This window comes from Bradyrhizobium sp. LB13.1 (genome assembly GCF_054056815.1).
Genome location: NZ_JBSRYQ010000001.1, coordinates 4,931,507 through 4,953,802 on the forward strand (window position 1 = coordinate 4,931,507; position 22,296 = coordinate 4,953,802).

General features: G+C 62.8%; 20 protein-coding genes, 1 tRNA gene and 2 pseudogenes. 9 read left to right on the forward strand and 14 right to left on the reverse strand.

What is annotated here, in order from left to right; genetic code table 11:
• The first annotated feature begins 32 nt into the window (after positions 1 to 32).
• Both ACVWYI_RS23550 and ACVWYI_RS23555 read left to right on the forward strand, forming a co-directional pair.
• Positions 33 to 1,560 (forward strand): annotated as a pseudogene (locus tag ACVWYI_RS23550) (undecaprenyl-phosphate glucose phosphotransferase).
• 169 nt (positions 1,561 to 1,729) lie between these two features.
• Complete coding sequence (locus tag ACVWYI_RS23555) at positions 1,730 to 2,986, forward strand: O-antigen ligase family protein (protein ID WP_247443221.1); 1,257 nt, start codon at positions 1,730 to 1,732, stop codon at positions 2,984 to 2,986.
• On the opposite strand, the gene ACVWYI_RS23560 is transcribed toward ACVWYI_RS23555, so the two are convergent.
• Positions 2,955 to 3,431 carry a MarR family winged helix-turn-helix transcriptional regulator gene (locus ACVWYI_RS23560; RefSeq protein WP_456664567.1) on the reverse strand — a complete coding sequence of 159 codons (477 nt, stop codon included), beginning with the start codon at positions 3,429 to 3,431 and terminating at the stop codon, positions 2,955 to 2,957. The genes ACVWYI_RS23555 and ACVWYI_RS23560 overlap by 32 nt on opposite strands.
• 146 nt (positions 3,432 to 3,577) lie before the next feature.
• On the opposite strand from ACVWYI_RS23560, the gene ACVWYI_RS23565 reads away from it, so the two are divergent.
• The gene (locus ACVWYI_RS23565) at positions 3,578 to 4,774 is read left to right on the forward strand and encodes an FAD-dependent monooxygenase (protein ID WP_456663333.1); all 1,197 of its coding nucleotides are present in this window, start codon (positions 3,578 to 3,580) and stop codon (positions 4,772 to 4,774) included.
• Between the two features lie 137 nt (positions 4,775 to 4,911).
• On the opposite strand, the gene ACVWYI_RS23570 is transcribed toward ACVWYI_RS23565, so the two are convergent.
• From ACVWYI_RS23570 to ACVWYI_RS23580, 3 genes and pseudogenes are all read right to left on the reverse strand, one after another.
• Positions 4,912 to 6,090 carry a saccharopine dehydrogenase family protein gene (locus ACVWYI_RS23570; protein ID WP_247443219.1) on the reverse strand — a complete coding sequence of 393 codons (1,179 nt, stop codon included), beginning with the start codon at positions 6,088 to 6,090 and terminating at the stop codon, positions 4,912 to 4,914.
• A gap of 9 nt (positions 6,091 to 6,099) precedes the next feature.
• Positions 6,100 to 6,882, reverse strand: coding sequence for a DUF169 domain-containing protein (locus ACVWYI_RS23575; protein ID WP_456663334.1), 783 nt, complete (start codon positions 6,880 to 6,882; stop codon positions 6,100 to 6,102).
• A 57-nt stretch (positions 6,883 to 6,939) separates the two neighbouring features.
• Positions 6,940 to 7,708: pseudogene (locus tag ACVWYI_RS23580) on the reverse strand (YdcF family protein).
• 164 nt (positions 7,709 to 7,872) lie between these two features.
• Here ACVWYI_RS23580 and ACVWYI_RS23585 point away from each other — a divergent pair.
• From ACVWYI_RS23585 to ACVWYI_RS23595, 3 genes are all read left to right on the forward strand, one after another.
• The gene (locus tag ACVWYI_RS23585; protein ID WP_456663335.1) at positions 7,873 to 8,814 is read left to right on the forward strand and encodes an acetamidase/formamidase family protein; all 942 of its coding nucleotides are present in this window, start codon (positions 7,873 to 7,875) and stop codon (positions 8,812 to 8,814) included.
• Positions 8,815 to 9,013: 199 nt separating this feature from the next.
• The gene (locus ACVWYI_RS23590; protein ID WP_007603456.1) at positions 9,014 to 9,211 is read left to right on the forward strand and encodes a hypothetical protein; all 198 of its coding nucleotides are present in this window, start codon (positions 9,014 to 9,016) and stop codon (positions 9,209 to 9,211) included.
• A gap of 72 nt (positions 9,212 to 9,283) precedes the next feature.
• A complete protein-coding gene (locus ACVWYI_RS23595) occupies positions 9,284 to 9,775 on the forward strand; it encodes a GcrA family cell cycle regulator (RefSeq protein ID WP_456663336.1) in 492 nt (163 codons plus the stop codon).
• A 264-nt stretch (positions 9,776 to 10,039) separates the two neighbouring features.
• Here the strand turns inward: ACVWYI_RS23595 and ACVWYI_RS23600 are convergent, their stop codons facing one another.
• Positions 10,040 to 11,569 carry a porin gene (locus ACVWYI_RS23600; protein WP_247349399.1) on the reverse strand — a complete coding sequence of 510 codons (1,530 nt, stop codon included), beginning with the start codon at positions 11,567 to 11,569 and terminating at the stop codon, positions 10,040 to 10,042.
• A gap of 404 nt (positions 11,570 to 11,973) precedes the next feature.
• Here ACVWYI_RS23600 and ACVWYI_RS23605 point away from each other — a divergent pair, with 404 nt between their 5' ends.
• On the forward strand, positions 11,974 to 12,480 hold the full coding sequence (locus ACVWYI_RS23605; protein WP_456663337.1) for a MarR family winged helix-turn-helix transcriptional regulator: 507 nt from the start codon (positions 11,974 to 11,976) through the stop codon (positions 12,478 to 12,480).
• Positions 12,481 to 12,490: 10 nt separating this feature from the next.
• Here ACVWYI_RS23605 and ACVWYI_RS23610 read toward each other — a convergent pair whose 3' ends face one another.
• From ACVWYI_RS23610 to ACVWYI_RS23620, 3 genes are all read right to left on the reverse strand, one after another.
• Positions 12,491 to 13,603 (reverse strand): alpha/beta hydrolase family protein, encoded by a 1,113-nt coding sequence (locus ACVWYI_RS23610; protein WP_456663338.1) that lies wholly within the window; start codon positions 13,601 to 13,603, stop codon positions 12,491 to 12,493.
• Between the two features lie 263 nt (positions 13,604 to 13,866).
• A complete protein-coding gene (locus ACVWYI_RS23615; RefSeq protein ID WP_456663339.1) occupies positions 13,867 to 14,838 on the reverse strand; it encodes an SDR family NAD(P)-dependent oxidoreductase in 972 nt (323 codons plus the stop codon).
• A gap of 147 nt (positions 14,839 to 14,985) precedes the next feature.
• Entirely contained in the window at positions 14,986 to 15,894 is a 909-nt protein-coding gene (locus ACVWYI_RS23620; RefSeq protein WP_354104871.1) for a dihydrodipicolinate synthase family protein, read from the reverse strand.
• 318 nt (positions 15,895 to 16,212) lie between these two features.
• Here ACVWYI_RS23620 and ACVWYI_RS23625 point away from each other — a divergent pair, with 318 nt between their 5' ends.
• Complete coding sequence (locus tag ACVWYI_RS23625) at positions 16,213 to 16,452, forward strand: hypothetical protein (protein WP_247349404.1); 240 nt, start codon at positions 16,213 to 16,215, stop codon at positions 16,450 to 16,452.
• A 668-nt stretch (positions 16,453 to 17,120) separates the two neighbouring features.
• Positions 17,121 to 17,603: a very short patch repair endonuclease gene (locus tag ACVWYI_RS23630; protein WP_456663340.1), complete on the forward strand. Its 483-nt coding sequence runs from the start codon at positions 17,121 to 17,123 to the stop codon at positions 17,601 to 17,603.
• Here ACVWYI_RS23630 and ACVWYI_RS23635 read toward each other — a convergent pair.
• The 6 genes from ACVWYI_RS23635 to plsX form a co-directional block, all read right to left on the reverse strand.
• Positions 17,502 to 18,548: a DNA cytosine methyltransferase gene (locus tag ACVWYI_RS23635; protein WP_456663341.1), complete on the reverse strand. Its 1,047-nt coding sequence runs from the start codon at positions 18,546 to 18,548 to the stop codon at positions 17,502 to 17,504. The two genes, ACVWYI_RS23630 and ACVWYI_RS23635, sit on opposite strands and share 102 nt — an antisense overlap.
• A 385-nt stretch (positions 18,549 to 18,933) precedes the next feature.
• A tRNA-Pro gene (locus ACVWYI_RS23640) sits at positions 18,934 to 19,011 on the reverse strand.
• A 110-nt stretch (positions 19,012 to 19,121) separates the two neighbouring features.
• Positions 19,122 to 19,700, reverse strand: coding sequence for a MerR family transcriptional regulator (locus tag ACVWYI_RS23645; protein ID WP_456649640.1), 579 nt, complete (start codon positions 19,698 to 19,700; stop codon positions 19,122 to 19,124).
• A gap of 27 nt (positions 19,701 to 19,727) precedes the next feature.
• Positions 19,728 to 20,069, reverse strand: coding sequence for an integration host factor subunit alpha (locus tag ACVWYI_RS23650; protein WP_026311906.1), 342 nt, complete (start codon positions 20,067 to 20,069; stop codon positions 19,728 to 19,730).
• A gap of 131 nt (positions 20,070 to 20,200) precedes the next feature.
• Entirely contained in the window at positions 20,201 to 21,181 is a 981-nt protein-coding gene (locus ACVWYI_RS23655; protein ID WP_247445486.1) for a beta-ketoacyl-ACP synthase III, read from the reverse strand.
• Positions 21,178 to 22,239 carry a phosphate acyltransferase PlsX gene (gene plsX / locus ACVWYI_RS23660; protein ID WP_456663342.1) on the reverse strand — a complete coding sequence of 354 codons (1,062 nt, stop codon included), beginning with the start codon at positions 22,237 to 22,239 and terminating at the stop codon, positions 21,178 to 21,180. Before plsX ends, ACVWYI_RS23655 begins: the two co-directional genes overlap by 4 nt.
• Positions 22,240 to 22,296: the final 57 nt, after the last annotated feature.

Here is a 22,296-nt window from a genome sequence, read left to right on the forward strand (position 1 = left end):
GGACGCCCGTGGAACCGCTCAACGCACGCTCGATGCTCGATGCCGCGACCAGCGCCGCGGCGAACCCGGCCGACCCGCCCTTTGTGGAGCGCCGCCGCCGACTCTCGCCCGCCGCGCTGGACATCGTCCAACCAGAAGGTCGCCCGCGCCTATTCGCCGATCGTAATCACCGGCTTCGTCCGCCTGGCCGATTTCGCGCTGCTGAGCCTCGTCGGCATCGCGCTCTATCTCGGCTATGTCATGCCGCTCGCCGGCTCCTTCAGCTGGGTTTATCCCGCGCAGATCATCGCCGTCGCGGTCTCCGCCGTGGTCTGCTTCCAGGCCGCCGACATCTATCAAGTGCAGCTGTTCCGCGGTCAGCTCCGGCAGATGACGCGGATGATCTCCTCCTGGTCGTTCGTCTTCCTGCTGTTCATCGGCATCTCCTTCTTCGCCAAATTCGGCAGCGAAATATCGCGGCTGTGGCTTGCCGCCTTCTACTTCCTCGGGCTCGCCGCGCTCGTCTGCCAGCGCCTGGTGCTGCGCTCGCTGGTGCGCGCCTGGGCGCGCGAGGGCCGGCTCGACCGCCGCACCATCATTGTCGGCTCCGACCGCAACGGCGAACAATTGGTCGAGGCGCTGAAAGTGCAGGAGGATTCCGACATCCACGTGCTCGGCGTGTTCGACGACCGCAACGACAGCCGCGCGCTCGACACCTGTGCCGGCGCGCGCAAGCTCGGCAAGGTCGACGACATCATCGAGTTCGCCCGCCGCACCCGCGTCGATCTCGTGCTGTTCGCGCTGCCGATCTCCGCCGAAACGCGCATTCTGGAGATGCTGAAGAAGCTCTGGGTGCTGCCGGTGGACATCCGCCTCTCCGCGCACACCAACAAGCTGCGCTTCCGTCCCCGCTCCTACTCCTATATCGGCGAGGTGCCGACACTGGACGTGTTCGAGGCGCCGATCACCGACTGGGACCTGGTGATGAAATGGTTGTTCGACCGCATCGTCGGCAGCCTCGCGCTGCTCGCGGCCCTGCCGGTCATGGGATTGGTGGCGCTGGCGGTGAAGTTCGACAGCCCCGGCCCGGTGCTGTTCCGGCAAAAGCGCTTCGGCTTCAACAACGAGCGCATCGACGTCTACAAGTTCCGCTCGATGTACCATCATCAGGCGGATCCGACGGCCTCGAAGGTCGTGACCAAGAACGATTCGCGCGTCACCCGTGTCGGCCGCTTCATCCGCAAGACCAGCCTCGACGAGCTGCCGCAGCTCTTCAACGTGGTCTTCTCCGGCAATCTATCCTTGGTCGGTCCGCGTCCGCATGCGGTGCAAGGCAAGCTCCAGAGCCGCCTGTTCGACGAAGCCGTCGACGGATATTTCGCCCGCCACCGGGTCAAGCCCGGCATCACCGGCTGGGCTCAGATCAACGGCTGGCGCGGCGAGATCGACAACGAAGAGAAGATCCAGAAGCGCGTCGAGTTCGACCTCTATTACATCGAGAGCTGGTCGGTGCTGTTCGATCTCGTCATTCTGCTGAAGACGCCGATGTCGCTGCTGACCAAGAACGAGAACGCGTATTGAGCTGAGTTTCTCCGTCATGCTCCGCCTTGTCCGCAATTGCGTACTGGGGCGGGGCATCCAGTACGCCGCGGCGCCGCCATAGAGCCTCGCTGTCTCGGAGTACTGGATCGCCCGGTCAAGCCGGACGATGAGAGCGTGTTTTGTGGCGTACCGATAGCGTGAGCGTGTGATGGCGTATGCGGCGACAGCGGGGGAGATGAATGCAGCGGTTCGCGCTGCGCCCGGCGTGCTGGCGCTTCAGCGTGCGCTGGTGTGGCTGGTCGGCGCCTCCGGCGCGATCGTCTTCATCGAGCCGAGCCCCTACGAGATCGTGACGCTGCTGGCCACTGTCACCTTCTTCGCCACCGGCCTGCGTCTGCGGCTCGCCCTGATGCCGCTGGTGCTGATGCTGGTCCTGCTCAATGTCGGCTACACGATCAGCGCGATCCCGCTGTTCGAACAGTCCGAGGTGGTGAGCTGGATTGCGACCTCCTGGTACATGGCGGTGACGGTCCTGTTCTTCGCCATGGTCACATCGGAGGACACCACGGCCCGGCTCGACATGCTCCGCCGCGGACTCGTGATCGGCGCGATGGTTGCCTCCCTGTCGGCGGTCGCCGGCTACTTCCACCTGGTCCCCGGCGGAGACGACCTCCTCACACTTTATGGACGCGCCCGCGGCACGTTCAAGGACCCGAACGTGCTCGGCGCCTTCCTGATCCTGCCGGCGCTGTTTTCGCTCCAGAGCGTGGTTTCCGACAAGCTCGGCAAGGCGTTCCGCAACGTCATCGCCTTCGGCATCATGTCGCTGGCGATCCTGCTCGCTTTCTCCCGCGCCGCCTGGGGCGGGCTGGTGCTGACATCCGCCTTCATGCTGGCGCTGATGGTGCTGACCAGCCGCACCAACGCGCAGCGCTCGCGCATCATTGTCATGGCCATCCTGGCCGCGGTGCTGGGCCTGGCGCTGATCGCGGTGTTGATGTCGTTCGATTCCATCGCCGAAATGTTCAAGCAGCGCGCGAGCTTCGACCAGAGCTATGACGAAGGCCGGTTCGGCCGGTTTGGCCGGCACATCCTCGGTGCGGAGATGGCGCTCGACCTGCCGTTCGGCATCGGCCCCCTGCAATTCCACCGCTTCTTCCCCGAGGACACCCACAACTCCTACCTCAACGCCTTCATGTCCGGCGGCTGGCTGTCCGGCATCTGCTATCCCGCGCTGGTCTTCACGACCGTCATCATGGGCTTTCGACACATCTTCGTTCGCGTGCCATGGCAGCGCGCCTATCTCGCCGTCTTCTCCGCCTTCGTCGGCACAGTCGGCGAAAGTTTCGTGATCGACACCGACCACTGGCGGCACTTCTGGATGATGCTGGGCGCGATGTGGGGCATGATCGCGGCCGCACAGATCTACAAGACTAGGGCTGGCGACGAAGCTTCCTCAGCTTGAGATCGGGACGCTTCTCCGGCGGCGTGTCGAGCAGGCCCTTCAGCGCCGCGGTCGCCGCGAGCACCCCCTTGTAGCCCTCATTGGCGAAGCGCAGCAGCAAGCGCAATTCCGCGTCGGAATAGCCGCCAAAAACCTTCTCCATCGCCTGCTGCATCGGCACGTAGAACTGGCCGAGCCCTTTTATCGCCTCCGGCACGACAGCAATGAAGACCTTGCGGCGATCGGCATCGTCGCGTTCCCGGCGCACCAGCCCCGCCTTTTCAAGACGGTCGACCACGCCGGTGATGGCGCCCGTCGTCAGGCCGGTGACTTCGGCGAGCCGGCCGGCGGTGACGCGGCCTTCGAGATACAGGATGTCCATGCATTCAAGGTCGGAATTGGCAATTCCGGCAACGTTCGCAACGGTCTGACCATAGAGCACGCCCTGCGCGGACGACCGGCGCATCGCCTCCTCGAGCTCCTGCAGCAGCGCAGCGCGCGCCTTCGTCCTTGACAAGGCAGACCTCATAACTTAGTCAATATATATCTTAGTAACTAAGATATTTAGCGACCTTAATTCTCCTAGCACCACGGAAACGTCGGGAGCAAGCCATGTCCAACCGTCCCCGCAAGGCCCTGATCATCGGCGCCGGCATCGCCGGCCCCGTCGCCGCGGTCCTGTTGCGCCGCGCCGGCATCGAGTCCGCGATCTATGAGGCCTGGCCCTATTCGAAAGGCATCGGCGGCGGCCTTCAGATCGCACCGAACGGCATGCAAGTCATGGACGAGATCGGCCTTTCGAACGAGCTGATCAGCCGCGGCTCGATCGCGGAGTCGTTCGACTTCTATTCGCAAGGCGGAGAGAGACTCGGCTCGATCAATCGCGACATGGCGCGGCGCTTCGGCCAGCCGGCGGTCAATGTCTGCCGCGCCACGCTGAACGAGATGCTGATCGACAAGGCCTGGTGCGCCTGTGTGTCGCTGTATTTCGAGAAGCGCCTGATCAAGATCGAGGACCGCGGCGACCAGCCGATCATCGCCTATTTCGCCGACGGCACCACCGCCGAAGGCGACTTCCTGATCGGCGCTGATGGCGTGCACTCGGTTGCGCGGCGCCAGGTCGTGCCGGACGGACCGCAGCCGTTCGACACCGGACTGATCGGCTTCGGCGGCTTCGTTCCGTACGCCGTCCTCGACGGCCGGCCGATCGGCCGGAACGTCGAGACCACGTTCGGGCAGAGTGGCTTCTTCGGCTACGGCTATTGCAGTCCCGTTCCGAACGACGGTGTGATGTGGTGGAGCACGCAGCCCGCACACGGCATGGATGCGGCGATGTTCCGCGCGCTCGACCCCGCGACACTGAAGCAGCACCTGCGCGGCTTCCATCGCGGCTGGCATGATCCGATCCCCGCCATCATCGACGCGGCCGAGAACATCGTGGTCACCGACACGCTCGACGTCGCGACCCTGCCGACCTGGTCGCGCAAGCGCTCGCTGCTGATCGGCGACGCCGCGCATGCGACCAGCCCGCATGCCGGCCAGGGCGCCTCTCTCGCGCTGGAGGATGCGATGCGCCTCGCCCGGCTGATGCAGCAAGGCCAGGAGCTCGGCGCCACCTTCCAGGCCTTCGAGGCCGAGCGACGCCCGCGCGCGGAAAAGATCGTCGCTCTGGCGCGCCGGAACGGCAACAGCAAGCGCGAACTCAGCGCCACCGGCGCTTGGATCCGCAATCAGATGATGAAGTGGCTGCTGCCGCTGGGTTCGAAGAGCATGGAGTTCATGTACACGTACGACGCGCGGGCGGTGTAGTTGCGAACGCTGTCATGCCCGCGAAGGCGGGCATCCAGTACGCCGCGACCTCTCGATTCGATCAGTGCCATCTCTGGGATACCGGATCGTCCGGTCAAGCCGGACGATGACACCGCGATTGCGGCAAGTGACCGCCTCTATCTCTCCACGGCGAATGTCAGCCCGGCGTGCTCGACCAGCCGCTTGATCAGCTTGTGCTGCATCGCTGCGCCCGGCGTCCAGAAGCCCGCGGCGACGTCTGTCGCGTCACGCAGCATGCAGATGGCGCATTCGGAGATCATCTTCGAGGTCGAGCCGTAGCCGGGATCGCGGTCGCCGGTGACGCCGGCGCGAACCATGCGGCCATCGGGTGCGATCGCGATATAGAGCAGGTCGAAGAGACCGTTTTCGCGCTCTTCCTTCGACGGCCCCTCGCCCGGCTTCGGTGCGTCGGGGCCCGTCTTGCCCGCATTGGCCGCCATCACGAGCTTGGCGTTGGCCTCGCCGTTCTCGCCGGGGCCGGTCAGGACCATCTCGTCGTAGACGAAGTCCTGGCCATAGGGGAAGCCCATCAGCATGTTGGAGCGATGGACGTTGCGCGTGTTGATCAGCGCCATCGTGAACGGCGCGGCCCAGGATTGCAGGTCCTCCTCGAGCAGCGACCTGTTGCCCTTCGGCTGCTTCGGGCCGGTGAAACCCGGTGTCAGCGCGAACGGATCGTTCAGGATCGTGATGAGGCTGATGTCTTTGGCAACCGCATCGAAGGTCGCCTTCGCGCTCGCCGCGGTGCCGCCCGAGAGCGTGCCGCGCATATCGCGCACGCGACCTTTCACGCGCGACGCCGGTGCGCCGAACATGCGCTTGGCCTCTTCCTGCACGAAGAACGCACCGAGCTCGAACGGCACGGAATCAAAGCCGCATGAAAACACGATGCGCGCGCCGCTCTCTTTTGCAGCCGCCTCGTACTTGTCGATCATCTGGCGCATCCAGATCGGTTCGCCGCAGAGATCGAAATAATCCGTGCCGGTGGCGACGCAGGCCGCGAGCAGTTCCTCGCCGTAGAGCTGATACGGACCCACCGTCGTGACCACCGACATCGTCCGTTCCGCCATCGCCTTCAGCGAAGCCGCGTCAGACGCATCCGCGACAATCAGCGGCGTGTTCCCGGGCGCGCCGACCGCATCGCGTACCGATTTCAGCTTGCCAAGGCTACGGCCTGCCATCGCCCATTTGAGCGTCTTGTCGCTCTTGTAATGCTGGGTCAGATATTCGGCGACGAGCTGACCGGTGAAACCGGTCGCACCGTAGACGATGATGTCGAATTTCGCAGAGCTCATGGTCGGCCTTTACTTCTTCGCGTAACTCACGCCCATGCCGGCACGGACGTCGCTTTGAATACCGTAGGGCGGGATCGGATAGCGCAGGCCGTTTTTGGCCAGCGCCTTCATGCCCAGAACCGCCTTGGCGAGATGTTCCGGCTTCAATGCCATCAGCATCTCCTCGTCGGGCACGCCGCCATAGCGCCGTTCGGCATAGCATGGCAAGGACAGGCTGGGCTCACCGCTTTTGAGCGCCCGTCCCCAGGAATCCGCGCACGCGGTCTCGCCGACGACACCCCATTCGAACTTCTTGTAGCCGGTATATTGCAGACCGTTGATCAGGATGATCATCTGTCCCGGCGTGGCGTAGACGAGGCAGATGTCGGGCGGATCGAGCCGGCCGCTGGCGAGCGGGCTGACCGCGAGCGCCTGGTACTGGCCGAACGGAACGACGTCCAGCGCCTCCTGGCGTTTGCGCGCGTCCTCTGCCGTGCCGTGCCAGACCCCGACATAGTTTTCGCCGGCGAGCCATTTCTCGTCCTGCGGTGCAAGTCCGATCACGGCGCGGCATTGCGCGCCGACGAGATCGTCGCTGGTAATGCCGACGGTCCAGCCGAGCCGCGAGGCCATGCTGACGATCTGGTCTGTCGTGTGAACCGCGTTCGGCCGCCGGATTTTCGGGATCGCCTCCATCTCCGCGGTACGCGCGAACAGCTTCATGCCGATCACGGTGGTCTTCAGCCGCAGCAGGCTGTTGAGATCGGCGACGAGGCCGGCAAGATCGATGCTGTCTGCACTCTGCTGTTGCATGGCGTCCTCCCGGCCGGCGGTCGCGCGCCGGCGCTATTTATTGTTTCTTGAACGGTTCTAGTCCTTCGCCGGTCCCGGGAGCAACTCGCTAGTCCGGCCCATCAGGCGGTAGGCAACGAGCCCGATCCATTCGCGCACGGCCACTTCGGTCCTGGCAAGACCGTCGCCGCCGACATTGGTGAAAGAGAGGAGATCGTCACGCCCGCCCATTCGCCAGTCCACGGGATAGGCTTCGACGTCAAATCCGGGCCTCGCGGAAGATCCCCATCGCGCGCGGCATGTGAAAGGCCGACGTGACCAGGAGCCAGCGTTCGTCCGGCTTTGGCGATACCAATTTCCTGGTGAAGATCGCATTCTCCCAGGTGTTGCGGGAATCGCGATCGAGAATCAGGCGATCCTTCGCGATGCCGAGGCTTTCGAGGATCGGCGCGGAGTAGTCGGCCTCCCTGGAATCGGTTTCGACAAGATTCGCAGTGCCCCCGGTGAAGACGATGCGCGCATTGGGATAGCGCCGCGCGAGCCCGGCCGGCGCAAACAAGCGATCGGCCGCGTGCGAAACGACTGGCGTGCGATGCGCCGCCGACAGATCCGTGTCGATGGAGCCGCCAAGCACGATGATGCCGTCGGGCGCGCCGCGCGCCGGGTCCCATGCCGGAAACCGCGATTCCAATGGATAGAGCAGCAGATTACCGAGCGGCGAGAACGCAGCCAGTGCCAGCAGCACCAGCGTGGTCACGGCGAGCTTGCGGCCGAGCCCGGAAAAACGCGTCGCCATCAGCAGCAGCGACAGGATTCCCAGCTCGATCAGGAGATTGATCGGCAGCAGCGCGGTGCCGATGGTCTTGGAAAGAACGAAATACAGGGGAGCCTCGCTGGAATGATCGTGCCATGTGCGGGCTTGACCAGCCCGTCCATCTTCAGAAATCTTCTTGAAAGAGGATCGATCATCCGGTCAAGCCCGGGCTCGATGAAACCGGACGGACAAGCCACATGACCCATCACCACCTGCATTCCAGCCCCGAAACCTGCCATTGGGGCTTCTTCGAAGCTGCGCTCAAGCCCGTCCTCACCATCGCGAGCGGTGACGAGGTGACGGTCGACACCATCAGCGGCGGCCCTGACATGCTGCCCGATCGCAGCAAGTTTCACATCCCGCCCGAGATCTTCGAGGTTCATGCCAAAAACGAGCGCATGCTCCCCGGCCATATCCTCACCGGCCCGATCGCGGTCGAAGGGGCCGAGCCCGGTGACGTGCTCGCGGTCGAGATCCTCGACGTCCAGCTCCGCCAGGATTGGGGCTGGAACATGATCAAGCCGCTGTCCGGCACCCTGCCCGACGATTTCCACGAGACGCGCATCCTGAACATCCCGCTCGACCGGTCGCGGATGGTCGGCCGCATGCCGTGGGGGCTCGACCTGCCGCTCAAGCCATTCTTCGGCGTGATGGGCGTTTCGCCGCCGCCGGCCTGGGGCCGCATCTCCTCGCTCGTTCCGCGCGCCATGGGCGGCAATCTCGACAACAAGGAGCTTGGCGCCGGTGCGACACTCTATCTGCCGGTATTCGTTCCCGGCGCGCTGTTCTCCTGCGGCGACGGCCATGCCGTGCAGGGCGACGGCGAGGTCTGCGTCACCGCGATCGAGACCGCACTCCAGGGCCGCTTCCGCCTGACGCTGCGCAAGGACCTCAGGCTCGATTATCCCCGCGGCGAGACGGCGACGCACTACATGACCATGGCGATGGACCCCGATCTCGACCAGTGCGTGGTGCGGGCGCTGCGCGACATGATCGTGTTGCTCGGCGAGAAGCGAAACCTGTCGCGCGAGGACGCCTATACGCTGTGCAGCCTGGCGGCCGATCTGCGGGTGACCCAGACCGTCAACGGCTGCAAGGGCATCCATTGCATGATCGAAAAGGCGATCGTGCACGGCTGATCCGGCCCGCCCTTTCTGACCCATCGACGCCACACCGCCGCCAGGCCTCTCGCGCGGCGCGCCGCGCCATGCCGAACTTCCCCAGCGATTCCAATGGGCTGACGCATCGGCCGAAGCCGGATTTGACTTCCGCCTCCAAACCTAAATAGACTCTTAATCGTTACTTTTATGTACCCGCGTATGAGGCTAGCGTTTAGGCATGGCCACCGAAAAAGCCGAGACTGACCGCATTCCCGTAACCTTGGCGCTCTCGACCATTACCTATCTGGAGAAGCTGGTGAGACAGGGCACCCACGGCACCAGCGTTCCCGGCGTCGCACGTACCTTGATCGAGGAAGGCATCCGTCTCGCCATCAAGGACGGGCTTTTGTCGATTCGCGACAATGGCAGGACGTGAGCGCGCGCCGGACGTGAGGCGGACGGATCTCGAGAGGCGGATGGCCGACATCTGCAACCTGGGACCGCTACAATGCCTGTTCTCTCATCGACTTCTTCACAGACCTGGACCGACGAACGAATCGAACTTCTGAAACAGCACTTCGAGGCCGGCCTCTCCTGCCGCGAGATCGCCGCCGACATCGGCGTCAGCCGCAACGCCGTGATCGGCAAGCTGTCCCGCCTGAATCTGACGCGCGGCCGGACTATCGACGACCGCAAGGTTCAGAACCGGGGCACCGCGCCGGCGCGCGCGCCGCGGACCGTGCCGCGGCTGCAATATGAGATGCTCGCCACGATCTATGGCGAGACCGGCGCGCCCGTAGTCACCGGCCCGATCGACGATGCCAATCGCTGCTCGCTGCTGGAGCTTGCCGAGAACCGCTGCCGCTGGCCGATCTCCACGCCTGGCGCAGACGATTTCTGCTTCTGCGGCAACTCCGCATCCGACGGCCAGTCCTATTGCGCCGGCCACAACCGCCTCGCCTACCGGCCAAACTCCCGGGCGCGCGTGATGCGCGGCTGAGCCGTGTCCCAAAAACGAAAAACCTCCGGCAGGGCATTGCCGGAGGTTTCTGGAGGCTTAGCATCAAGCCAAGAGCCGCAACTTTCGTAAATCGGCTGCAAGCCATATAGCTTAGTAACTCAGGTAAGTAAATAAATTTGGGGCCGGTCGAATCGCATGGCTCGTCTTCGTCGTCCGCACGGGCTGCCGGATTTTCCGAAAGCCATCTCGTAAAAAGCCCCGGCGGTTTCCCGCCGGGGCTAGTTCAGATCCGAAGACCTTAACTTACCAGTTGCGCTGGGCGCGCAGCAGCAGGCTGTAGGTGTCCTGGTCCTTCAGCTCGTATGCAGCCGCCGGCTTGGCAACGCTTGCCAGCGTCGGCGCCGTGATCGTTCCCGAGTACTTCTGGTCGAGGTGGCTGTAGACGAAGTCAGCCGAGAAGGTCAGGTTCTTGACCGGCGTCCAGCGGGTGATGACGCCGATCTGGCCAATGTTGAAGTCCGGGTTGCAGGTACCGGTCAGCGAAGCAAACGCAGCGCTTCCGCAGATCAGGCCCTTCGCCGTGCCGCTGTAGTTGACCGCAGCCCACGCACCATAGAGCGCCGAGTTCCAGTACGGATTCCAATTGTGGGTGTAGGCACCACGGAAGCCGTAAGTCTTGGTCAGCTCGAGGCCGCCGCCGGCACCGAACACCGCATCAGACACGCCGGCAAAGCCGATGCTCTGATAAGCGGAGCTCGAGCTGCCGAACATCGAGTAGCTGGTCGCTGCCAGCTCCTGGAAGTTGTAGCGGCTCGCGCCATCGGTATAGACGCCCGAAATGTTGATCTGGTCGCCCGCGCCCGTTGGAATGTTCTTGATCGACAGTGCGAGTTGGACCGCCCAGCCCCATTTGTCCTCGGGGTGACCGGTGGCTTCGGTTGCGCCGTAGTAGCCGACATGGTTGTCGTGTGCAGCAACCGATGCCTGGAACAGGCCCCAGGCCTGGTCGACGCGGACCATGCCAACGATGTCGGGCGCAGTGGTGCCACCGAGATCGTTCGCGCCATAAGCTCCGCCGAGAACGCCGGCCGTGGACATGGCGGCTGTGTTCCAGACGTTGGTCTGGAAGGCCAGCGATTGGTCCTGCGCCGAGATTGACGCCGTCACGCCCTGACCGAAATCGGCAGTGTAGGTGAACTGATTGACACCGTTGGTGGTGCCGCTGCCGCCGACGAGCTGGTCGAAGTTGTTGCCGGGATAGTTGATCCAGGGCGCGTCGAACTGCGACACGGACTTACCCATGGTGAAGCCGGCGAACTGGATGAAGGCGTAGTAGACGCCAAGCGAACCGCCCGAGATCGTGCCTGAACTTGCGTTGTTCGGCGCAGACACACCGGTACTTCCGAGTTGCGAGTAAACGGTCGCACCCGGCGTCGTGCCGCTTCCCGTATAAATGTCGGTCGTCCAGGTGAACACCGCGTCAAAATAGGTACGAACCACGCCGTACTCGGTCGCGGTACGTGTATCGATGTTGAGGTCCTCGCGAGCGCGAGTCGAGTAGTAGTTCGCCAGACGGTTGTTCGCAGCGGCAACACTGCTATACGCACCGCTGTAGTTGCCACCCGCATTGAGCGCAACTTCAGCACGCAGGTAGCCGCCGAGCTTGATGCAGGTATCGCTGCCCGGGATATAATAGAAGCCCGCGCCGTACAGCGTGCAGATCTTCACGTACTCGACCGCCTTGGCCTTGACCGGAAGATCAGCCGCCTGAGCTCCACCGACGGCGATCAGACCCGCCGCAGTGCCGAGCAAAAGGCTCTTCACCATTTTCATTTAAAACCTCCAAGTTGCTCATTTTACGGAGACTGGACCGTGAGGCCCCCCAGATCCCCGTCTCTAAATCCGCTCGGCCGCTTCGCGCTTTCGGACACACCCGCTTTCGACGCGAGGGACGTGAGCGGACCACCTGCAACGGGACGATCGAGTACCCCCACCGTCACGGATCAATATGCATGCGCCGTTCCCTAATCAAAATAGTTTATTTAGTCAGCCTTATGCGTTTCACTAAACCTGTGCCCCGCGCGCAACACCCGGGAGGAGCGATTCAGCTGAGCAGATCATGTTTGTAGTTTTAGTGACAAAATCACCCTGCTCTGCACTTGCGTCAGAGCAGGCTTGCGTGGACTATCAGTTGCAGGACACCCGCCGCAAAGAAATCAGATCACGGGAGTGACGCTGTGTCAGCCACGAGGAAAGAAGGGGCGCGCCTCCGCTCCATCGGCAATCTGGATATCATCAAGCGCTTCACCTGGGAGATATCGTCGATCAACATGTACCTGGAGGAGCTGCGTCAGTTCTGGGCGAGAACGCTCGGCATCAGCGGCCCGCAATGGCTGATCCTGATGGCGATCTCCGACCTCGACAAGGACGACGGCATTCCGGTCAACGTCGTCTCCAAGCTCCTCCACGTCGATCCCTCGTTCGTCACCACCCAGTCCAAGCTGCTCGAGAAGAAGGCCCTGTTGCGCCGTCGCCCCTCGCCGACTGACGCAAGGGTGGTCCGGCTGTCCCTGACCGAGAAGACGCAGAAGCACCTGGCGAGCCTCGACGAGCAGTACAAGACGATCAAGGAATTCGTCTTCCAGGAGTTCAACGAGAAAGAACTGACGGAATTCACCACCAAGCTCGCGATGCTGAAAACCCGTCTCGAAAAGGCCTGCGTCCGCCTGACCCTCGACTTCTGACGCCGACGTTCTAGATGCGCCCGGCGGCCCCGAGCCGCGATTCGAGCCAGTCGAAGATGTATTCATTGGCAAGGCTAGGATTGTCCGCATGGGCCTGCGCCGCGCCGGTTTCGGCCGCGGTGAACACCTTCAGCATGACATCCGAGCTACCGAGCCGGGACGTCTGTACGATCTGACGCGCCCGATCGGCCTTGAGCCAGCCGTCCTCGCCCAGCGTGATCAGCACCGGACAGTCAGCGCTGGACGCCATCAGCGGAGCATGCGGCACCGGGACGATGCTGACGTCGCTCATGGCGAACCGGCTGGCAAAGAAGGCCCGCTCGTGCAGATCCCACAGGCCGCCGTCGCAGACGGCGGCGGCAAGCCGCGGCTCCTGCAACACCGCGCGCGCCACGAAGGAAGAGCCCCAGCCATCGGCGACGATCGCGACGCGATCGAAATCGACGTCGCTGCACGTCTCCAGATAGTCCATGACGCACGGAATCGAACTCTCGAGATCCCGGCGCCGCAACAACGCGTCGAGATAATCGTCGCGCTGGTCTCCAAAGAGATCCAGCGCCAGCAACGAGAATCCGCGCTCGCGCGCATGCGGCGCGAGCTTGAACAGGAACTCCTCCTTGCGGTGGCCGGGCTCGCCGATGCAGATCACGGTCGGGGCACGCATTCTTCCCGACGGCGCGGGCAGAAAATAGCCCTGCAACGAATGTCCGTCGAGCCAGGGGATCGTCACGACTTCCCCGGCCGGGTCGCGCGCCGCGAGGGAGCGGCGGGCGCAATCCTGCATCGCGAGCACCGCGACCCAGCGGCGCTCGTCGGCCTGATCGAGCGGCATTGCGGCCGCACTGTAGTAATTCATGGCGCGCAGCCAGTTGCGCTGTGCGGTCGCCCTGTGACCTTCGGCGAACGCGGCCTCGGCGCGATGCCGATTGGCCTGCGCCAGCTTCTTCCACTCGCGATGCCAGGACTGGTCTTCGCCCCGCTTCAGCCGCCGCGCGATCATCAGGCATTCCGCGATCGTGGCGCCGCCCTCCTGGGCCGCGGTGAGGAGCCGCGTGAATTCAGCGGAGATGTCCTCTCGCTCCGGGCAAAGGATCCAGTCGTCGGAGAGACATGCGGGTATCATCGGGAGCTACGCTCTGGTCATCGCCTTACAGATCACTGACTAAACTATTTCAGTTCCCCGACCAAGCTGCCGTGCACCGAATGAGAGCCGTTCGAGATCACCATCGCTTGAACGCATGGAATGTGTCGCATGCGTGACATTCCAATTCGTCATAAGTGGCCGAGCACTTGCAAGAGGTGGCACGTAAATGACCTGCGCGCCTCTTGCCATGATGATCATCATACTTATATGCGCGCGCTCGCCGACGGCCTCAGCAAGCAGCTTCAACCAAGCCGCCAGCCGACTTCCTGCGTAAAGCTTTCGTAGAAGGATCTTTCATAGGCGTGCTCCGGCGCAGCACGAACGCGCTCGTCAAGGCGCTTTGCGTCCTCGCCCACAAGAATGCGCCACTGCTCTGCCTTGACGCCGTCGAGGATAATCTTCGCGGCCTGCGCGGCGGTCGTCGGTGCATCCTCAAGGAAGCTGCGCGCGCGCTCGGCGAACACCGCCTGGACGTCGTCGTCCGACATCTTGTCCGCATCCGGAACGCCGGCCGCGACCATGCGCTTGCGGGTCAGCGCGACCTCGTCGGCGTTGAGCCGCTCCGAACCGTCGGTGCTCTGCACCTTGCGCGAGTTGGACACGATCGAGGTGCCGATATGGCCGGGCATCACCACCGAGCATTTGACGTGCGGCGCGTGCAGGCGGAGGTCGTTGATCAGAGCTTCGGTAAATCCCTTCACGGCGAACTTCGCCGAGCTGTAGGCGGTGTGCGCCTGCCCCATGCCGATCGAAGCCCAGAAGCCGTTGACGCTCGCGGTATTGACGATGTGGGCCTCGTCCGCCGCGATCAGCATCGGCAGGAAGGTGCGGACGCCGAGATAGACGCCGCCCCAGCAGATGTTGAAGGTGCGCTCCCACTGCTCGCGCGTGTTGGTGAACAGGCTGCCGCCGCCACCGATGCCGGCATTGTTGAACAGGAGATGGATCCGGTCGGTCTTCTGCTGCTCGGCGAGCTCGTCGCGAAATCGCTTCAGATGATCCTCGATCGAGACGTCGGCGACATGGGTCGTGACGCGCAGGCCCTGCGGCAGTTTCTCGACCTCGCACAGCCGCTTGGTCTCGGCCATCGCGGCTTCCGAGACGTCGCACATGGCGACATTGCAGCCCTCGGCGACGAGCTGCCGTGCGAGCTCGCGTCCCATTCCCGTACCGCCGCCGGTGATGACGGCGATCTTTCCTGCAAAATCCTTCATGGGACTTTCGGCCCCTCCCCTTGTCGGTATGTTTCTTCACAGCTAGCGCCGCGCGCATCGGGGCGCAGCGCAAAATGTAGCAGCGCCGCATCCGCAGGTAAAAGCGGATCGGCGCTGCCATGGTCGACAGTTATTTCGGGGCGCGGACTATTCGGCCGCTTCGACGCGCGCTCCGTTCAACGCGCCGAGACCGTCCAGCGCCTTGCGGACCGCCGCCTGCTGCGCGGGCGAGGCCTCCGGCATCGGCGCGCGCGGATAAGTCCTGGGCAATCCCTGGAGCGTCTGCGCATAGCGCGTGCAGGCCGGCAAATTGTCGGCGATCACAGCGTTCCACAGCGTCAGCAGCTTCTTGTGCAGGTCGAGCGCGCGCGGATGGTCGCCCGCCTTCACCGCATCCCACAGTGCAACCGAGGCATGCGGCGCCGCGGTCAGGATCGCGGCGATCGAACCATGCGCCCCCAATGTGTAGGACGGATACATCAGCGCATCGACCGCGCTGTAGATCAGCTTGTCCGGCGCCATCATCATCAGGTCCGCGAACAGTTTCAGATCGCCCGCGCTCTGCTTGACGCCGACCACCAGCGGCACTTCGGTCATGATCCGCGTCAGGAGCGCCGGCGAAAGGTACGACCACGGCACCACGTTGTAGATGATGATGGGCATGCCGGTCTCGTCGGCCATGGCGCGGAAATGCGCCACCATCGCCTCGTCGTCCGGCTTGAACAGATAATGCACCGGCGTGACCTGGAGCGCGGCGACATTCATGTCGCGCACGAGCTTGCCGCGGCGGATCGCATCGCGCGTGGAATCGACGATAATGCCGGCGATCACGGGAATGCGTCCCTTCACCGCCGCAACCGTCGCTTCCATCAGATCGCGATATTCCTCGTGATCGAGCGTATGCCCCTCGCCGGTCGAACCGCCGGCCGCGACGCCATGCGCCCCGGCGCCGATCATCCAGTCGACCTGGGGCGCCACGAGTGTGGTGTCGATCTCGCCATCCTTGCGGAACGGCGTCGTCATCGGCGGAATCACGCCGGTCGGTCGTGCCTTCATGGTCTGTCCTCGCGTTTCCATAACGGTCCCGCTCTTTTGGCGAGGATCCGTACGAGCCCAGCCTATCGGCTGTGCAGGCCCTGTGAAGGGCTGCCCGCGCGGCGCTGCCCCCAGCATTCAACATCCCTGCAGTCATCCGTTCCCGGTTCCCCGTATTTGCCCGGCTTCGGTTTTAGGGCAATTTTTACAATCCGAATCGTCAAATGGACTCCGGACGCTGGGTCGAGTCGGCCAGGCCAGCGTGTTGTTTGCGTCACAGGCTCTGGCACTCCGCTTGCATTCTCTTCGTGGTCAGAAACAACCGATGAGGTGACTGGAATGTTCGTGACCGTCGTTGCCGTGCTCTGCCGGCTGAGTGCAGCCAGCTCAGGCAGTTGCATCGAGGAAATCGTGACCGACAGCAACATGACGCCCGAGATGTCGATGATGCAGTGCGCGATCGGCGCACAGGCGCCCTTGGCGAAATGGATGGGCGAGCATCCGATCTATCACGCCAACTGGCGCCTCGATCGCTACAAATGCGTGCCGGGTCACTACGAGATCAAGAGCCACGCCTAAGGCTCCGCAAAACTGCTGATACATGAGGAAACGCCCGGGGGATGCCTTTTCCCGCCGCGGCAACGGCGCCAGACCCATAGAGGCGGCGCGACCTGTGACATCGATCACACCCTCCCCTTAAGCCACCGCACGCAAGTGATCCCACACGCTCGCCGCCCCTCCGGCGTCGCCATCGGCGCGCAATGTGCAGCTGGTCACGGAGCAGATGCAGCTCGACCGCCACGCCCACCGCCCTCGGCGCGCTCCGTGAGATCGACTCTGTCGGGCTAGACCAGATCGAAGTTGCACCGCGTCCTCGCCGAACCGATCCCGCGCACCGGCCAGCTCAAACACGTCGAAGCTTTCAACCGCGAGGTCGACACAACTTAGTGCGCGCCATCTCGAAAGCCGCCGCAAGGAGATGCGCAAGACCGCCCGGCTTGGCCGCCTTCATCTGCGTCAGCGCAATCGAAGCCGTCGCGCAGACCACAGAGGAGGGTGAGGACGCTGGTGGACGAGACGACAAGGATGGTGGTTGAGTATCTGAGGCAAGAAATTCCACAGAATATAAGGCGAGCTCCTCGAAGCAAATCGAAGCCGCCCAACAATGGAACAAAATTCGAGCCCAAGAATACCTCAACGCGTCTAACCGCAAACGACCGCAGCTCAACTGAAGAGGACAGCGACACTTGGTAGATACACATACCGGCCTACAACGCAGGCGCAATATGCAAGCGATAAGATCAACTAACACCCGGCCTGAACTTGTCGTCCGGAGCCTGTTGCATGCTAGGGGTTTTCGCTACCGTCTACACGTCCGATCTCTACCGGGTCGTCCCGATATAGTGCTGAAGCGATATCGCACCGCTATCTTTGTACATGGGTGCTTTTGGCACCAGCATGGTTGCCCGAGAAGTTCGTTGCCAAAATCCCGCAAAAGCTATTGGCACCCAAAACTCAGCAACAATGTCGAACGTCACAAACGTCAGGTAAACGAACTCCGTGCACTTGGGTGGCGCGTCATTACAATCTGGGAATGCGAAGTTGACACGCCCACCCTTGCTCGTCGCCTATGTCTCCTTCACGATTTTAGTGCGCACCGCTCGGGCGAGAAGTTCGGCCACCGGCGGTGCAACGGCATTCCCGATCTGAGCGTAACGCTGCGCTCTTGAGATTTGCTCTGGAAACACAAACGAATTTGGAAACCCCTGAAGCTTTAAGCACTCCAATTCGGTGAGCTTTCGCAATCCTCGTCGATCCCAAATGAACGGCACGTTATGGCCGCCGTGCCCCATATTGGCAGTCAGTGTTGGGCACACTCCTGGTTCTTTCTGCCGAACAAAGTACTTTCGCAACTGGTAGACGTGCTTCTGAGTCTCGGTGTCCACTTTTTCCTTACTAATCATTTTGTAGTATCTATTATCCGTAGGCAGGTAATAGCCGTCGGGTTTTTCGCTGTCGAAATCTATGAATTTCGAGGCATCCTTCTTCGGAGGCTTGCCTAAATCGGGAAATTCGAACCGGCCATTACTGAAATGATCGACGGACCAAGCAACCATAAACAAACGAGCCCGTTTCTGCGGGACCTCCGTGAGATCGAAGAGGTCGAGGAGCTTGGAATTGCTGCTTTCCCGAAACCAATAACCTGCACGCTGAAGCTGTCGAGTGATTTCTAAGATCCAAACACCCCCCTCGCCCATGGTCAAGAACGGCGCGTTCTCAAGGACTATCGCTCGCGGCTTATCCTTTCCGAACTCCTTTACGAGACGAATGATCTCAAAAAATAGCTTGCCTCGTTCATCGTCAAAGCCCGCGCGTGCGCCGGCTTGGGAAAAGCTCTGGCAAGGAAAGCCTGCGTGCAGCACATCTACCGGTTTCAGCTTGTCCTTAACAACTGAGAGCTTTCGCACGTCCTTTTCGATCAGTCGAATGTGCGGGTAGTTCGTGCGATAAACTTCGCAAGCATATGGGTCGAGCTCGTTTGCCCATAACGTTTCAAAGCCGGCAGCCTCGAAGCCACTGCAAAAACCGCCGATTCCACAGAAAAGTGCACCCGCGCGCAATCGCTTCTGGCTGCCTGAGCCGGCTCTCTGCCGTCGGCCTCCAAACTCCGCCATGCTGTATAACCCATCGAAATTCAAAGTGATTCTTCGGGCAGAACATAACTTAGTCCTGGCACGAGCGACCATGTTAACATTGGCCGTTGGGGATAAGTGTGCCTCACGTTGCCGCGAGAGCGATTCCACATTAGCGCGCTAGATCAAGAACGAACTAACCGGCTCAAACTGATCCCACACAGGCTGGCATAATGACCCTGTTTTGCCCGACGCGTCAAACCGATTCGGAAAAACGTCATATCGCCAATGACTTCGCTACTGTGCATGGGGTTGTTTTCAGCATTTCAGTTACCAGCCACCCGCCACTAATCGCGGCGCATGCGCCACCGTCGGCAGCTGGCTCCGCGCCGCCCCTCGATCGACCCGACAGATGATTTGGAAAAAATGGTCGGAGCGAGAGGATTTGAACCTCCGACCCCTAGTCTCCCAGACTAGTGCGCTAACCGGGCTGCGCCACGCTCCGAACGTCGTTCCATTAGCTAGGATCGCCGGTTTGCGCAAGGCGAGGTCACACCATTTTGGTGTCTCTGCCGAACGGCCCCGGAACTGCCCCCAAGCTGAGGGAATCCGGCGTCAGGCGTCCTTCAGCGCCTGATCCAGCATTTCGCGGCAGGCGACGAGGTCGGCGAGCACCCGTCCGAGGCGCTCCCGGTCGATGGCGCTGGGGCCGGCGGGCGCGGCGGGGGCGCCGCCCTTGCGGAAGGTGGTGAGGATTTCCTCGTCGTCGGTCTCCGAGAAGCGGAAGTCGATGCCCTCCTCCTCCTCGCCCTGGTAGTCGTCATCGTCGCTGTCGCGGGCGCCGCGGACGCCGGTCTCCTCCTCGGGCTCCATCAGGCTCGCGCCGACGGCGTCCTCGATGGCCCCGAACGAGACTGCGGCCGCGCCGTCGGCCAGGCCCTGCACCGATTTGACGCCGTGCTCCTTGAGGATCCGCTGTACCCCGCGGATGGTGTAGCCCTCCCCGTAGAGCAGACGGCGGATGCCCTTGAGCAGGTCGACGTCGTCGGGACGGTAATAGCGGCGGCCGCCGCTGCGCTTCATCGGCTTGATCTGGGAGAATCGGGTCTCCCAGAACCGCAGCACGTGCTGCGGAATGTCGAGTTCCTGCGCTACTTCGCTGATGGTTCGGAACGCATCCGGCGCCTTGTCCAAATGCCAAATCCTTATCCGAAAGGCGGTTTAGGCCTCGGGTTGTACCTTGCTGCCGTCGCCATTGGTGCGGTGCTGGGCGTTGATCCGCTGCTTCAGGATCGCCGACGGCTTGAACACCATGACGCGACGCGGCGAGATCGGCACCTCGGTGCCGGTCTTCGGGTTGCGGCCGATGCGCTGGCCCTTCTTGCGGACCATGAAGGAGCCGAACGAGGACAGCTTCACCGTCTCGCCTTTCTCAAGGCAATCGGTGATCTCCTTCAGCACGAGTTCCACGAAGGCGGACGATTCCGTGCGCGACAGTCCCACCTTCTGGTAGACGGCTTCGCACAGATCGACACGCGTTACGGTTTTACTTTGATCGGTCATCGCCCTGCCCCACATCACGGCGAACAATTGTTGTCTGAAATTATGAGGTTACGATACGCCGGTCAACAGCGCTCATCAATGCAGACGCATCGATAATCGTGCTGATTCGGGCAAAATTTTATCGACTGTGGCTACCAGCGCACCAGCGCGGAGCCCCAGGTGAAGCCGCCGCCCATGGCTTCTAGCAGAACCAGGTCGCCGCGCTTGATGCGGCCGTCCTTGCGCGCCACCGCCAGCGCCAGCGGGATCGAGGCCGCCGAAGTGTTGCCGTGACGGTCCACCGTCAGCACCACCTTCTCCGGCGCGATATGGAGCTTGTGGGCGGAGGCGTCGATGATTCGCTTGTTGGCCTGGTGGGGCACGAACCAGTCGATGCTGTCGGCATTGAGCCCGGTCGCCTCGAAGGCGTCGACGATCACGTCGGTGATCATGCCGACCGCATGCTTGAAGACCTCGCGGCCCTCCATGCGCAGATGACCGACAGTCTGGGTCGAGGACGGCCCGCCGTCGACGAACAGCTTCGCCTTGTGGCGGCCGTCGGAGCGCAGATGTGTGGTCACGATCCCGCGGTCGGTTGCGGCATTGCCCGGCTGCTCCTGCGCCTCCAGCACGACTGCGCCAGCGCCGTCGCCGAACAGCACGCAGGTGCCGCGGTCGTTCCAGTCGAGGATGCGCGAGAAGGTTTCCGCGCCAATCACCAGCGCGCGCTTGAAAGCGCCGGTGCGCAGGAAATTGTCGGCGGTGGCGAGCGCGAACACGAAGCCCGAGCACACCGCCTGAAGGTCGAAGGCCGCGCCATGGTTGATGCCGAGCCCGTGCTGGACGGCGACCGCGCTCGCAGGGAACGTGTTGTCGGGCGTCGAGGTCGCGAGCACGATCAGCTCGATCGACTGCGCGTCCACGCCGGCGTCGGCGAGCGCAGCCTGCGCCGCCTTGAGCGCCAGATGCGAGGTGAACTCGCCCTCGGCAGCGATACGCCGCTCGCGAATGCCCGTGCGCTGCACGATCCACTCGTCGGACGTGTCGATGCGCGCCGCCAATTCGGCGTTGGTCACCACCTGCTCCGGCAAATAAGAGCCGCAGCCCAGCACGACCGAACGAATTTGAGTCACGAAACATCCTCCGGCGCGGTCGGCACGAAATTGAGTGCACCACCCTCGCGGTTGAGCATCTGATTGATCTTGTTGAGAAGATCGAATTTCACCATCTCATAGCCAACATCGATCGCATAGGCAAAGCCTTCGGCGCTGATTCCGCCATGGCTCTTGACCACGATCCCGTTCAATCCCAGGAGCACGCCGCCGTTGGACTTGTTCGGATCCATCTTGTTGCGCAGCGCCTGGAAGGCGCCGCGCGCCAGGAGATAGCCGAGCTTGGACATCCAGCCTCGCATCATCTCGTTGCGGAGCAATTCCGCCATCTGCCGCGCGGTTCCCTCGGCAGCCTTCAGCGCGATGTTGCCGCTATAGCCTTCGGTGACGATGACGTCGGCTACGCCCTGGCCAATGCCGCCGCCCTCGACGAAGCCGAGATAGTCGAGCTCCGGCAGGTTCCTGGCACGCAGGATTTCGCCGGCTTCGCGAATTTCCTCGTGCCCCTTGATCTCCTCGACCCCGATATTGAGCAGGCCGACCGTGGGACGGCTCTTGTTGAACAACACGCTCGCCATCGCCGCGCCCATGATGGCGAGCGACACCAGATGGTGCGCATCGCCGCCGATGCTGGCGCCGAGGTCGAGGACGACGGAATCGCCGCGCTTGGTCGGCCACATACCGGCGATCGCCGGACGGTCGATGCCGGGCAGCGTGCGCAGGTGGAAGCGCGACATCGCCATCAGCGCGCCGGTATTCCCGGCAGAGACCGTAACATCCGCCTCGCCCTTTTTCACCGCATCGATGGCAAGCCACATGGAGGAGGTTTTGCGGCCACGCCGCAGAGCCTGGCTCGGCTTTTCCTCCCCGCTGACCGCGACGTCGGTGTGGATGATCTTCGAGGCGGCCTTCAGCGCGGGGTGGCGGTCGAGCTCGGGCTCGATCTTGGCGCGGTCCCCGACCAGCAGGAATTCGATCTCGCGATGCCTCTGGAGCGAGATGGCGGCTCCTGGAATGACCACGGCGGCGCCGGCGTCGCCCCCCATGGCGTCAAGCGCGATGCGAACCTTGCTTGGCATAAAAGTCCTGGAAACCTGGTCTGGTGCGGTCTTGAACGAGCGGGGCCGCAAAGTGGG